This is a genomic window from Streptomyces sp. NPDC006235 (assembly GCF_040613735.1).
In the GTDB taxonomy this organism is placed as follows: Bacteria; Actinomycetota; Actinomycetes; order Streptomycetales; family Streptomycetaceae; genus Streptomyces.
This window is the reverse complement of record NZ_JBEXSR010000036.1, coordinates 41458-55277: the sequence shown is the minus strand read 5'-3', so window position 1 is coordinate 55277 and position 13820 is coordinate 41458. Positions and strand designations below refer to the sequence as shown.

The 13820-nt window shown below is 69.9% G+C and carries 10 protein-coding genes; 4 read left to right on the top strand and 6 right to left on the bottom strand.

Features of this window, described 5'->3' with window-relative positions:
• Positions 1 to 321 precede the first annotated feature (321 nt).
• Entirely contained in the window at positions 322 to 2151 is a 1830-nt protein-coding gene (locus tag ABZ192_RS32070; protein WP_356927983.1) for a phosphoenolpyruvate carboxykinase (GTP), read from the bottom strand.
• 326 nt (positions 2152 to 2477) lie between these two features.
• Between ABZ192_RS32070 and ABZ192_RS32065 the strand changes: the two genes are divergently transcribed.
• From ABZ192_RS32065 to ABZ192_RS32050, 4 genes are all read left to right on the top strand, one after another.
• Positions 2478 to 3191 carry a hemolysin III family protein gene (locus ABZ192_RS32065; RefSeq protein WP_356927982.1) on the top strand — a complete coding sequence of 238 codons (714 nt, stop codon included), beginning with the start codon at positions 2478 to 2480 and terminating at the stop codon, positions 3189 to 3191.
• Positions 3192 to 3317: 126 nt separating this feature from the next.
• On the top strand, positions 3318 to 3524 hold the full coding sequence (locus ABZ192_RS32060; RefSeq protein ID WP_356927981.1) for a hypothetical protein: 207 nt from the start codon (positions 3318 to 3320) through the stop codon (positions 3522 to 3524).
• 15 nt (positions 3525 to 3539) lie between these two features.
• Positions 3540 to 4202 (top strand): TetR family transcriptional regulator, encoded by a 663-nt coding sequence (locus tag ABZ192_RS32055; RefSeq protein ID WP_356927980.1) that lies wholly within the window; start codon positions 3540 to 3542, stop codon positions 4200 to 4202.
• A 4-nt stretch (positions 4203 to 4206) separates the two neighbouring features.
• A complete protein-coding gene (locus ABZ192_RS32050; protein WP_356927979.1) occupies positions 4207 to 4938 on the top strand; it encodes a Mut7-C RNAse domain-containing protein in 732 nt (243 codons plus the stop codon).
• A gap of 87 nt (positions 4939 to 5025) precedes the next feature.
• Here the strand turns inward: ABZ192_RS32050 and ABZ192_RS32045 are convergent, their stop codons facing one another.
• The 5 genes from ABZ192_RS32045 to ABZ192_RS32025 form a co-directional block, all read right to left on the bottom strand.
• On the bottom strand, positions 5026 to 7443 hold the full coding sequence (locus tag ABZ192_RS32045; RefSeq protein ID WP_356927978.1) for a galactose oxidase-like domain-containing protein: 2418 nt from the start codon (positions 7441 to 7443) through the stop codon (positions 5026 to 5028).
• Positions 7440 to 8633 (bottom strand): glycosyltransferase family 2 protein, encoded by a 1194-nt coding sequence (locus tag ABZ192_RS32040; protein WP_356927977.1) that lies wholly within the window; start codon positions 8631 to 8633, stop codon positions 7440 to 7442. Before ABZ192_RS32040 ends, ABZ192_RS32045 begins: the two co-directional genes overlap by 4 nt.
• A complete protein-coding gene (locus ABZ192_RS32035) occupies positions 8630 to 10279 on the bottom strand; it encodes a phospholipid carrier-dependent glycosyltransferase (protein ID WP_356927976.1) in 1650 nt (549 codons plus the stop codon). Before ABZ192_RS32035 ends, ABZ192_RS32040 begins: the two co-directional genes overlap by 4 nt.
• Complete coding sequence (locus ABZ192_RS32030; protein WP_356927975.1) at positions 10276 to 11586, bottom strand: glycosyltransferase; 1311 nt, start codon at positions 11584 to 11586, stop codon at positions 10276 to 10278. Before ABZ192_RS32030 ends, ABZ192_RS32035 begins: the two co-directional genes overlap by 4 nt.
• A 137-nt stretch (positions 11587 to 11723) precedes the next feature.
• Entirely contained in the window at positions 11724 to 13757 is a 2034-nt protein-coding gene (locus ABZ192_RS32025) for a thioredoxin domain-containing protein (RefSeq protein ID WP_356927974.1), read from the bottom strand.
• Between the last annotated feature and the right edge of the window lie 63 nt (positions 13758 to 13820).

Here is a 13820-nt window from a genome sequence, read left to right as displayed (position 1 = left end):
GGACAGCGGCAGAGAGATGTGCGGGCCTTCGGCCCACCGCGCTCGCGAAGGCCGAGCGCTCCGGTCGGCTCGGAAGGGCCGACCGGAGCGCTCAGTCATCCATCGGCACGTTCGTGAGCCCGCTGGGCGAGCCATGCCGAATCGGGCGGGGATGAGCCCTGTCGCCACCGGGTCCGTCGGGGCGGACGGAGGGCGGCGCCGGGCTCGGAACCCCGCACGCCGTTGTGCGGGACCCCGCCAGTGTGTTCCGCGGCCGGCTGTGACGATGTTGCTGGTCAGGGCACTGTCGGTTCCAGCCGGCCGCGGAGTTCGGGGGTGGGCTCAGCCCAGGCGCTGCACCAGCGCGCGGTACTCGTCCCACAGCTCCTTCGGCGTGTGCTCGCCGAAGGTGTTGAGGTGCTCGGGGACCAGGGCGGCCTCCTCGCGCCAGACCTCCTTGTCGACCGTGAGCAGGAAGTCCAGGTCGGAGTCGGCCAGTTCCAGGCCGTTCGTGTCGAGGGCGTCCTTGGTCGGCAGGATCCCGATCGGGGTCTCGACGCCCTCCGCCTTGCCCTCCAGGCGCTCCACGATCCACTTCAGGACGCGGGAGTTCTCACCGAAGCCGGGCCAGACGAACTTGCCCTCGTCGTCCTTGCGGAACCAGTTGACGTAGTAGATCTTCGGCAGCTTGGACTGGTCCTTCTCCTTGGCCACGTCGATCCAGTGGGCCATGTAGTCGCCCATGTTGTAGCCGCAGAACGGCAGCATCGCGAAGGGGTCGCGGCGCAGTTCGCCGACCTTGCCCTCGGCGGCGGCGGTCTTCTCGGAGGCCACGTTGGCGCCGAGGAAGACGCCGTGGTTCCAGTCGAAGGACTCCGTCACCAGCGGTACGGCGGTGGCGCGGCGGCCGCCGAAGAGGATCGCCGAGATCGGCACGCCCTTCGGGTCCTCCCACTCCGGCGCGATGATCGGGCACTGCGCGGCCGGGACGGTGAAGCGGGCGTTGGGGTGGGCGGCCGGCGTCCCGGACTCCGGCGTCCAGTCGTTGCCCTTCCAGTCGGTGAGGTGGGCGGGCGGCTCCTCGGTCATGCCCTCCCACCAGACGTCGCCGTCGTCCGTCAGCGCGACGTTGGTGAAGACCGCGTTGCCCCACAGCGTCTTCATCGCGTTGGCGTTGGTGTGCTCGCCGGTGCCGGGCGCGACACCGAAGAAGCCCGCCTCGGGGTTGATGGCGTACAGCCGGCCGTCCTCGCCGAAGCGCATCCAGGCGATGTCGTCACCGATGGTCTCGACCGTCCAGCCCGGGATGGTCGGCTCCAGCATGGCGAGGTTGGTCTTGCCGCAGGCGCTCGGGAAGGCGGCGGCGACGTACTTGGCCTCGCCGCGCGGCGGGGTCAGCTTCAGCACGAGCATGTGCTCGGCCAGCCAGCCCTCGTCACGCGCCATCACGGAGGCGATGCGCAGGGCGTAGCACTTCTTGCCGAGCAGGGCGTTGCCGCCGTAGCCGGAGCCGTAGGACCAGATCTCACGGTCCTCGGGGAAGTGCGAGATGTACTTCGTGGTGTTGCAGGGCCAGGGGACGTCCTCCTGGCCGGGCTCCAGCGGGGCGCCCAGCGTGTGCACGGCCTTGACGAAGAAGCCGTCGGAGCCGAGCTCGTCCAGCACCGCCTGGCCCATGCGGGTCATGGTGCGCATGGAGACGGCGACGTACGCCGAGTCGGTGATCTCGACACCGAGCGCGGACAGCGGCGAGCCGAGCGGGCCCATGCAGAACGGCACGACGTACATGGTCCGGCCGCGCATCGAGCCGCGGAACAGGCCGCCCTGGCCCCCGGAGCCCTGGAAGATCTCCCGCATCTCGGCGGGGGCCTTCCAGTGGTTGGTCGGGCCCGCGTCCGCCTCCTTCTCGGAGCAGATGAACGTCCGGTCCTCCACGCGGGCGACGTCGGTGGGGTCGGAGGCCGCGTAGTAGGAGTGGGGGCGCTTGATCGGGTCGAGTTTCCGGAAGGTGCCCTTCTGGACGAGCTCCTCGCACAGTCGCTCGTACTCGGCCTCGGAACCGTCACACCAGACCACGTTGTCCGGCTGCGTCAGCTCGGCGATCTCGTTGACCCACGAGATCAGGCCCTGGTGGGTGGTGGGGACGGTGGGAGCCGCGATGTCGCGCGCCACGATTGCTCCTAAATGAGGGATTTTTTTGATGTGGAGGCCCCGTGGGGGCTGCGACCCGGATGCTTCACGGTGAAACTTGGCGCTCATCCGGTGCCGACCGCACTCATTTGATCATCCGACGCTCGCGCCCATCTGTCCAGAGGAGCGCACAGGTGAGCAACGTGAGGATCGCCACGGTTTCTCGCGCCCCTTTACATGCACGTTGGGTTCACCTGACCGTCCGTTTGCGTAACCATCGTTCGGCCACGGTGAGAGGATGGCCACTCTTCATCGGCCAATCGACCCGACTGATAGGTCACTTACGGCTCCGTAGCTACCATTCGGCCATGACTGCGTTCGCCCCCGACGCGCCTTCGGACACGCCGGCCGACGGCCGTGGTCCCACGGCGCTCTCCCTGCCGCACCCGGTCAAGCCCAAGCTGCGCGGCTGGCTTCACCTGGGCATGTTCCCGGCTGTCCTGGTCGCGGGCCTGGTACTGACCGCCCTCGCCGACTCGACCAGAGGGCGCATCGCCTGCGGGATCTTCGCCCTGACGGCGTGCCTGCTGTTCGGCGTGAGCGCGCTGTACCACCGCGGCAACTGGAGTCCGCGCATGGACGGCGTGCTGCGCCGTCTGGATCACGCCAACATCTTCCTGATCATCGCGGGCACCTACACACCGCTGGCCATGCTGCTGCTGCCCGGCGCCAAGGGCGAGTGGCTGCTGTGGGGCATCTGGGCCGCGGCGGCGGCCGGCATCGTCTTCCGCGTCTTCTGGGTCGGTGCCCCGCGCTGGCTCTACACGCCGTGCTACATCGCCATGGGCTGGGCGGCCGTCTTCTACCTGCCGGACTTCATGCGGACCGGCGGCATCGCCGTCCTCGTCCTGGTCATCGTCGGCGGTGTGCTCTACAGCGCGGGCGGCGTGATCTACGGGATCAAGCGACCCAACCCGTCACCGCGCTGGTTCGGCTTCCACGAGGTGTTCCACTCCTTCACCCTGGCGGCCTTCATCGCGCACTACGTGGGGATCTCGCTGGTGGCGTACCAGCACGGCTGACAGCTGTCGCGCAGCCCAGGGCCATGGCTTTCCGAGCCGTGGCCCTTTCTCATGTCCTCACACATTGACAGTGGGACTCTCTTTTGAGAGTAACCCTCATTTCAGCGCTTCTGTCACTCGCTGATGATGACGCTGCGCCAGGTGGGCGGCGCCCTCGGGATCGCCCTGTTCGGCAGCCTCGTCGCGGGCACCTGCGACGAGCGGCTCGACACCGCCGGACTGCCCCCGCGGGCGGCGGACGCGGCACGCGACTCGCTCAGCGGCGCTGCTGCTGCCCGACCCGCCGACCGAGGCGGCCCCCGCCCCGGACATGGCCCGGCTGGAGGCGGATGACCGACAATGAGCCGTATGACCACGGCACGGACCCCTGTTCCCGAGGCCGCGCGGCATCTGAGCCTGCGGGAGCGCAAGAAGATCAAGACACGGATCGCGATCAGGGACGCCACGTACGCCTTGATCAAGGAACAGGGGTACGAGGCCACCACGGTCGAGCAGATCGCGGAGCGCGCCGAGGTCTCGCCGAGCACCGTTTTCCGCTACTTCCCCACCAAGGAGGACATCGTCCTGACGGACGAGTACGACCCCTTGGTGGAGGACCTGCTGCGGGCACGGCCCCAGGACGAACCGGTCCTGGAGTCGTTGCGCTGGTCGATCCGTCAGGGACTGACCGCGGCCATCGCCGACAGCCCTGACGACGAACAGGACGAGATGATCCTTCGCGTCCGGCTGATGGTCGAGGTGCCCGCGCTGCGCGCGCGGATGATGGAGAGCATGTCCGTCACCGGCCGCCTGCTGTGCCGGGCGCTGGCCGAGCGCACCGGCCGCGACCAGGACGAACTCGAAGTGCGCGTCTACGCCATGGGCCTGATGGGCGCTCTGCTGGAGACGATGATCTACTGGGTCGAACGGGACTTCCGGGACGACCTGCCGGAACTGGTCGACCGCACCCTCGACACCCTCACGGACCTGCCGAAACGGCAGGCCGCTGCCGAGCCCCCCGTGACATCCTGACCGGGTGAACGGTCCCGAGATCCACGTCGAGTTCGCTCCCGAGCTGCACGTGTTCGTCCCCCAGGCCCGGCGGTCGGGCACCCTGCGGGCCACCACGGACGGCGTCTCCAGCCTGGGTCACGTCGTCGAGTCGCTGGGTGTGCCGCTGACCGAGGTGGGTGCCCTGGTCGTGAACGGCCGCGAAGTGCCCGTCTCGCACGTCCCCGCGGCCGGCGAGTCCGTGACCGTACGGACCGTCGCCCGCCCCCAGCGGGTGCCGGGCGCGCCCCTGCGGTTCCTCCTCGACGTACACCTCGGCACGCTGGCCCGCCGGCTGCGGCTGCTCGGTGTCGACACGGCGTACGAGTCGACCGACATCGGCGATCCGGCGCTGGCCGCCCGGTCGGCGGCGGAACAGCGGGTCATGCTGAGCCGGGACCGGGGGTTGCTGCGCAGGCGCGAGCTGTGGGCCGGGGCGTTCGTGTACAGCACCCGACCGGAGGAGCAGCTTCAGGACGTCCTGGACCGGTTCCAGCCCGAACTGCGGCCCTGGACGCGGTGCACGGCCTGCAACGGGCTGCTCCGCAAGGCGACCAAGGACGAGGTCGCCGATCAGCTGAAGCACGGGACGCATGCGACGTACGACGTGTTCGCGCAGTGCACCGCGTGCGGCCGGGCGTATTGGAAGGGTGCGCACCACGAGCAGTTGGAGGCGATCGTGGAGCGTGCGCTTGCGCTTCGCTCCGAGCGCCGTTGAGTGGTGAGCGCCGTGGGGAACCGCGGGGCCGTTGTGGCTGGTCCCGCAGTTCCCCGCCTCTGAGGGGGCGCCCCTCTCAGGGCAATTTCAACGTCTGGTCAGGTCCTGCCTGCCGCAGGCGATGCCGTCGCCGTTCCGGTCCAGGCCCAGCGGATCGTCCCTGCCGTTGACCTTCAAGCGGCCGTAGTCGTTCGCCTTGAGCCACGCGCAGCGGGACGCCGTCGTCTTCTTCACCTCCGCCGGGAAGTCGGTCGGCACGCAGACGTTGACCGAGCCGTAGTGGCGGTCGCAGCCGGAGATCGTCGGGCTGACCTTCTGGGACGTGCGCTTCGTGCCGGGTCCCGCCACCTTGCCCTCGGGCGCGTCCGCGAAGTCGTGGACGTGGGCCGAGGCGTCCGTCGCCTTGAGCGCCTGCGGGCCCTTCAGGTGCACCCACTTCGCCACCGACGGCACACCGTTCGCGTCCACCGCGAAGAGCATGTACCAGCCGGGCGGGGCCAGATTGGGATTGCTCGTCACGTTCAGGTCGACGTTGTTGCCGTCGACGGACAGCGGCAGGTCCACGAACCGCTGGTTCGGGTCGGAGGAGTGGGTGACGGCGGCCGGGCGGATCAGCTCGGCCTTGGCGATGGGCCGGTCGACGGTGATCCGCTGAGTGTCGCCGTAGTTCCACTCGATGTCGATCACCGAGGTGATCGCCGGTCTCGGGCCCTTGAACAGGTAGGGCGGGCTGTAGACCGACACGTCGTGGTTCCAGGAGCCGTTGCCCGGGTTGTCGCCGGTGGTCATCACGCGGCCGTCGGGGAGCAGGAACGCCGAGGAGTGGTAACCGCGCGCCTCGGGGTCGACGGCCACCGGGTCGAAGGTCTCCGACTCCGGGTCGAAGAGCGACGTCTCGTAGACCGGGTTGGCGCGGTTGTGCAGCGCGCCGCCCGTCTCCAGCACCTTGCCGTCCGGCAGGAGCACCGCGGAGACGTACATCTTGCCCTGGTTCCCGGTCTGCGGGACATGCCCGTTGCCGAGGTCGACCGTGCCCTGCGGGATCGGCGGCCCGGCCACGTAGGACGGGCTGGGCTGCTTGAGGTCGATGATGTCGGTCAGGCGGTTCGCCTCCGGGTTGGAGTCGATGTTGCCGCCGCCGAGGGTGAGGACCTTCTGGTCCTGCGCCGGAGGCAGCAGCACGCTGGCCGACTGGTCGCGCTCGTCCTTCTTCTGCAGGCCCGGGACCTGGGTGGTGGTGTTGGCGCCGTAGTCGTAGATCGCCGAGCCCGTGCCGGGGATGTTGTTGCCGAAGACATGGCTGCCCGAGTAGAAGAGGCGGCCGTCCTGCATGAGGATCATCGACGGGTACAGACCCCAGTACGACCAGGTCTGGTTGACCTTCCACAGCGGCTGCCACCGCTGCTCGGCCTCGGAGAACAGCTCGGCGGTGACCGAGCCGGTGGAGTCCTCCTTCAGACCGCCGAAGGAGATGACGTCACCGTTGCCGAGGATCGTGGCCGACGGGTACCAGTGGCCGTCGTTCATGTCGTTGGTCTTGGTGTAGGTCTCGGTCTCCGGGTCGAAGATGTACGAGTCCTTGTAGCCCTGGTAGCCGACGCGGCCGTCCGCCGTGGGGTAGCCCTTGTTGCCGCTCATCACCAGCACCCGCCCGTCCTGGAGCTGCACGTGGCCGGCGCAGAACATGTCCTTCGGCGTGGGGACGACCTTGTAGGAGCCGTTCGCCGGGTCGTAGACCGCCGAGGTGAACGTGCCCGCCTTGAACATCGACTCGTCGTTGCCGGAGCCCGCGATCAGCAGCACCTTGCCGTTGTGGAGGACGACGGAGTGCATGGAACGGACCGGGTTCTTCGTGGGCAGCACGTCCCACTTGCCGTTCGCGCACTGCTCGGCCGTGCCCGTGCACTTCGGCGGCAGGACCGGGTCGGGGACCTGGTCCATCCGATAGTCGTCGGTGGTGGCGGAGCCGGTGCCGTAGACGGAGACGCCCCAGGAGATGCGGTCGGTGCCGGCCGGGACCTCGGGGGTGCGGACCGTGGCCTCGGTCCAGGTGCCGGCCAGGTCCAGCGTCTTGAGGTCGGTCCAGTACTGCCACCCGGCGGTCTTGTCGTGCCGGAAGAGGGTGACCGAGGCGTCCGGGGTGGTCGTCTTGTACCAGAGCCCGAGGTCGTACTGCTTGCCCGGCGTCACCACCGGCGCGCACTCGGCGGACTCGGTGATCAGGGCCTTGCGATCGCCCTCGGCGCGGCGGGTCAGCTCGACCTTCATGGCCTTGGAGCCGGTGTGCGCGTCGTTCGTGGTGGTGAAGGTGAAGTCGTTGTCGCCCCAGCCGGACTTCTCCCAGCAGTACGGCATGTCGCCGGCCCCGGCGGTCTCGAAGCCGGGGTTCTTGATGAGGTTGGCGGCGGAAGCGGGCTGGGGCGCGGTCAGCAGGAGACCGGCCGTGAGCGCGCCCACGCCCACGAGTGCCGTTCTTCTCCGGTACCTGTCCAGGTACTTGTTCACACGGCTCTCCTCGCGGTGCGGCTCTCACGCACGGGCTTCTCAGGGCCCCGGCGCGGCAGGTAGACCAGCGCTTCGGTGGCCGCGAAGCGCAGGACGAACGTCGTCACCAGCGCGAGCGCGGTGGCGGACAGCACGCCCAGGTGCAACTGGTGCACGAACAGGGCGATCAGCGGGATGCGCAGCACCAGATCGGCGTTGGCGAGCAGCGCGAACCGCCCGGCCCGGTCCCACCAGCGGCGGTGCCGGCGCCGCTCGCGGAACAGCAGGTGCTCGATGAGCACGAAGTTCCAGGCGACGCCTAGCTGGTTGGCGAGGATCTCCGCCGGTACGTAGTGCATGCCGGCGGCGGTCAGCGCCCACAGTCCCAGCAGGTTCGGCAGGAAGCCGGTGAGCCCGATCAGGCCGAAGCCGACCATGCGCGCGACCGGCGAGGCGGCACGCAGCCCGGCCAGGTGGCGCAGGAAGCGCAGACCCTCCTGGGCGGTCGACTTGGACTCCCCGGCGAACCGGTCCTGGAAGACGAAGGGCACCTCGGTGACCGTGCGCGGGCGGCTGCGGACGGCGAGTTCGAGGAGGATCTTGTAGCCGAGCGGCTGGAGCACGTCGGCCGTGACCGCGCTGCGGCGGATCGCGAAGAAGCCGCTCATCGGGTCGCTGATGCCGTGCAGCCGGCGCGGGAACAGCGCCTTGGTCAGCCACGTCGCCCCGCGCGAGACGGCCACGCGGTAGCTGCCGGCGAGCCCGGCCCGGCTGCCGCCCTTGATGTACCGGGAGGCGACGACGAGTCCTGCGTTCGCCCGCTCGCCGGTGGCGACCAGGTCGGGGACGAGGGACGGCGGGTGCTGGCAGTCGCCGTCCATGACGACGATCCAGTCGGACGTGGCGGCCTTCAGCCCCTCGACGACCGCGCCCCCGAGCCCGCCCACCGGCTCCTCGCGGTGCAGCACGGTCACCGGGAAGGGGCAGTCCCGCGCCGCCTGCTGGATCACGTCGGGCGTGTCGTCGGTGGAGTCGTCCACGAAGACGACCTCGCACGGCAGCCGGGCCGGGACGGCCTCGGTGATCTGCCGCAACAGCTGCCGTACGTTCGCCGACTCGTTGAACGTCGGTACGACGATGGTGACGGCGCCCGGTTCGGGGATCTCGGCGGTCTCGACGACCTCTCCGGGGACGGTGGACTCCTGGCTCATCGCGCGCCTCCGGCGGTGGTCTGGATCTGGCGGATCTCGATGCGGTCGGGACCGGTGCCGAAGGTGGCGACCGGGGCCGAGTGCTCCATGGCGGACTTGACGTTGGGCAGGTCGGCCGCGTCCCGCCGCACGGTCGGCGAGGCGACGACGTAGTCGAGGTCCTTCCAGCCGCGCGGCATCGTCTTCGTCACCGCCGGGTCCAGGTCGGCCTTGTAGAACCAGATGACGCCGAGCCCCGGCCGGTAGCCCTGGTGCACGAGGTCGAGCCAGAGCGCGTCGTCGACCAGGACGCGGGTGCGCTCCGGGTTCTCGACCTCGGTGGCCAGCCACTTGGAGGCGGCCTTGTAGGGGGCGTTGGCGTCGGTGGTGACGGCGGTGCGGGCGCCGTCGTACCAGTGCGGTACGACGTAGGCGCCGGCGGCGAGGGCGAGGACGGTGGCGAGCGCGTACCGGCCCGCGCTGACGTACCGTTTCTCCGCCTCGGAGCGCCGGCGGCGCAGTACCGCGTGGGCGACGGAGGCGGTTCCTCCGGCGAGGACGAGGGCGAGGAACGGCAGGCCCTGGATGACGTACATCGCGGGCAGGTAGCCGTTGGGGCGCAGGGCCAGCGCGGCGAAGATCGCGACGGCGAGGGCCGGTCCCGCCAGGGCCCGGGCGGTGACCGACCAGCGCCAGGTGACGAGGAGCAGCAGCGCGCCCGCGAGGCCGCCGAGGGGCAGGATCTTGTCGTAGTACAGCCACGACTGGAGCACGCCCCAGGAGCCGGAGCCCTGGTCCAGGATGAAGCCCGAACCGGGTCTGGTCATCTGGTACTTGACGCCGTCCCAGAGGGAGACGTGCCCGGCGCCCGGCAGCAGCTCGCCCTTGAGCAGGGCGAACAGCGGATACGAGAAGCCGATCAGGGCGCAGGCCGTGACGGCTCCGGTGAGGGCGAACTTGCGGGTGTCCTTGTGGCTGTGCCGCCACATGGTGAGGAACAGGGCGGGCAGGACGATGAGCATCGTCTCCTTGGTCAGGACGGCCGTCGCCGCCGCCATGCCCGCGCCGAAGTGGTGCCACAGGTGGCGGCTCGGGGAGGCGGCCAGCGTGAAGGCCAGCAGCGTCCACATCACCGCGAGGTTGTCGAGGAAGATCTCCCGCTGGAGGACGACCGACAGCGGCGAGAGGCCGAAGAACACCATGCCGAGCGCGGCCGCCCAGCGGGGCAGGGCGAGGCGGCGGCCCAGTACGTAGACGAGGACCGCGCTGATGCCGCTGATCACCAGCATCGTGGCGCGCATGGTGCCGACGGTCATCGACTCGGGGCTGATCAGCGCGGGGATCCAGGTCAGCACGGCGATCTGGATCCAGCCCAGCGGCGGGTGGTCGTACCAGTAGGTGTAGTGGGCGAGGCCGTCGCCCTGCTGGACCGACCAGGCCTGGGCGAGGTAGGTGCCCTCGTCGTCGCTGAGGGCCGGGTAGTCGGCGATGTTCCAGCCCTGCACGACGAGGATCGCCACGAGCAGGACACCGCACAGGAGCAGGTCGGACCGGGAGGAGCGCAGCCGGCTCGGCGGCTCCGCTTGTCGGTGCGCACCGGCGCCGGACACAGGCCGGCGCTGCGCGGGGACCTTCGCTGTGGTCACCGCGGGAAGGGTGGAGGTCACGCGGGAACGTCCTCTCGGGTCGCGGGAACGTCCTGCCGGGCCACGGGAACGTCCTGCCGGGTCACGGCCGTCTCGTCGAGATGCGCGCCGACATGCGTCGTCAGCTCCCAGTCGTTGCGGCCGCGCTGCTCGCGCCACACGGCACGGACGGCCGCCCCGGCGAGCAGGACCTGGTAGAAGGGGCCGCCCACGACGAGCTTCAGGTAGTGCGCGAACCGCACGCGCAGCCCGTACTGCTTGCCGAAGTCGTGGAGTCCGACGATCTCGAAGACGAAGGTGACCAGCGCGGTGACGGCCGGCAGGAAGGTGATGAAGGCGATGCCGACGGGCACGTCCAGGAACAGCGCGATCGCCACGTTCAGCGGGATGACCAGGCCGGTGAAGGCCTGCATGAACGGCGTCATCAGGGTGTAGCGGGCGAGCAGCCGCTGCCCGAGGGTGGGCAGTTGCTTCCAGTCCTTCTTCCGGTACACCTGAAGGAACCCCTGGTTCCAGCGGGTGCGCTGCTTCAGCAGGGACATCAGCGAGCCCGGGGTCTCCTCGCGGGTCACCATGTCGGAGTCGTAGGCGACGACGACCTTCTTGCCGACGCTGGAGAGCCTCACGCCCAGGTCGCAGTCCTCGGCGAGGCAGTCCGGGTCCCAGCCGCCGGCTTCCCTGAGGACGTCCGTGCGGACGAAGACGGTATTGCCGCCGAGCGGGATGAAACCTTTCTGCGCGTGCAGGTGGAGCCGCGAGCGGAACCAGAAGAAGTACTCCAGGCAGTTGCGCAGGCTGTACCAGCTGGAGTGGAAGTTGATCAGCTGGACCCCGCCCTGGACGACGTCCGCGCCGGTGGTGCGGAAGGCGTGGTCGACGTGCGCGAGGAGTTCGGGGTGGACCTGGTCCTCCGCGTCGAAGACACCGACGACGTCGCCGCGGCAGTGCGGCAGGGCCGTGTTCATGGCCTTCGGCTTGTTCTTCTTCTCGTGGGTGTCGACGACGACGCGCACCCTGGGATCGCGCGCCGCGGCCTGCTCGGCCACGGCGGTGGTCTCCGGGTCGTCGTGCCCGACGATCACGATGATCTCGAAGTCGGTGTGGCTGGACTCCAGCAGCCTCTGGATCGTGTGGTCCAGCACCGCCTGTTCGTGCCGCGCGGGCAGCAGCAGCGAGAACGAGACGTGCTCGTGCCCGTCCGGACTGCTGAACCGCGTGGAGGCGAGCACTTCCGGCGTACGCCAGGCGTGCATCTGCCACCACAGGGTGAACGCCGCCATCCAGAACAGGGCCAGTGAAACGGCAGCGATGAAGACAGACGTCAGCAAACAGATCCCCCCAGATCCCAGAACCCCCCGCCGTGACGGCTTGCCTCATCCGTCACGGCACTGTGCAGAGATTAAGGGGGAACTGTGAAGCCTGGGGCCTGTTCAGATAAAGAGCATGTTTCCGTTGATTCCCGACTTCAGTTGATCAACGCCGCCCGCAACCTCTCAACTTCGGTCGTCGGGGCGTCACATGTGAAGTTACGGCAGACGTACGCGGCGGGTTCACCGCCGACCAGCGGACGGTCCGCGAGCAGCGGGAACTCCTCGCTCTCCGGGGCACCGACAGCGACCACGGCCCCGGGCGCGGTGCTCAGAAGCGCCGTGCGGTGCAGGGCCCTCGTCCCCTCGTGATCGAGGGACGGCCCCACGATCGCGACCTCGCGCGGCCCGTCCAGCGCGGCCTCGGCGGCGGCGAGCCCCCAGCCGATGAAGCGCGGCACGCGCGGCCCGAGCGCCTTGACGACGCCCAGGGCCTTCTCCGCGGCGGTGCGGTGGGGCTCCGACCCGGTGTGCGCGGCGTAGCTCAGCAGGGCGCCCGCCGCCGCGCTCCAGCCGGACGGGGCGGCGTTGTCGGTCGGGTCCTGCGGGCGGCGGATCAGCCGCTCGGCGTCGGCGGCCGTGTCGAACATCGCGCCCGACTCCTCGTCGGTGAAACGCGCCAGGACGTGGTCGAGCAGGAACCCGGCGAACTCCAGCCAGACGCCCTCGCCTGTGACGGACGCCAGCGCGAGGAAACCCTCCGCCACGTCGCCGTAGTCCTCCAGCACGCCCGCGTTGGCGCCGGCGTGACCGTCCTTGCTGGTGCGGGTGAGCCGGGCCTGCTCGTCGAGGTGCAGCCGGACGAGGAGGTCGGCGGCGGCGAGGGCGGCCTCCACGAGGTCGGGCCGGTCGAAGTAGGCGCCGGTCTCGGCGAGCGCGGCGATCGCGAGCCCGTTCCAGGCGGCGACGACCTTGTCGTCCCGGCCCGGAGCGGGACGACCGGCCCGCGCCGCCAGCAGCCGCTCCCGGACGGAGGCGATCTTGTCGGCGTCGAACAGACCGTCCTGCTGCGGCAGTTGGAGGACGGACTGACCGTGCTCGAACGTGCCCTCCTCGGTCACCCCGAAGTACCGGACCGCGAGCTCGGCGTCCTGCTCGCCGAGCACCTCGCGCAACTGCTCCGGCGTCCACACGTAGTACGCGCCCTCGACGTGCCTGCCGGTGCCGTCGTCGCTGTCGGCGTCCAGCGCGGAGGCGAACCCGCCCTCGGCGGTGCGCAGTTCGCGCACCATGAAGTCGGCGGTCTCCAGGGCGACCCGGCGGGCCAGCTCCGAGCCGGTGGCGCGCCAGAGGTGGGCGTAGACCCGGCACAGCAGCGCGTTGTCGTACAGCATCTTCTCGAAGTGCGGCACGATCCAGTCGCGGTCGACCGAGTAGCGGGCGAAGCCGCCGCCGAGCTGGTCGTAGATGCCGCCGCGGGCCATGCGCTCGCAGGTGTCCTGCGCCATCTGCAGGGCGCCCTCGGCACCGGTCCGCGCATGATGCCGCAGCAGGAACTCCAGCACCATGGACGGCGGGAACTTCGGCGCCCCGCCGAATCCGCCGCGCTGCGGGTCGTACTCACGGGTGAGCGCGAGCAGCGCCTGCGCGAGTTCCTGCTCACCGGGCGTCTGCGCGTCGCCGTAGGAGATCTCCCGCCCCGCCAGGTCCCGGACGATCTTCCCGGCGACCTCGGTGACCTCGTCCCGCCGGTCCTCCCACGCCTGGTGGACGCCCTGGAGCACCTGCCGGAAGGACGGCATGCCCTGGCGCGGGGCGGGCGGGAAGTACGTGCCGAAGTAGAACGGCTCGGCGTCCGGGGTGAGGAAGACGGTCATGGGCCAGCCGCCCTGGCCGGTCGCCGCCTGCACGGCCTCCATGTAGACGGCGTCGACGTCCGGGCGCTCCTCGCGGTCGACCTTCACGCTCACGAAGTGCGCGTTGAGGTACTCGGCGGTCTGCTGGTCCTCGAAGGACTCGTGAGCCATCACGTGACACCAGTGACAGCTGCTGTAGCCGACACTGAGCAGCACGGGCACGTTCCGCTTACGGGCCTCCTCGAAGGCCTCCGCCGACCAGGGCCACCAGTCCACGGGGTTGTCGGCGTGCTGAAGCAGGTAGGGGGACGTCTCGTGCGCCAGTCGGTTCGGCATGGTTCCCATCCTGCCGCAGTACCCGGTCCGGCACGCGTCAGGCACCGCACGGGCGCCGTCCGG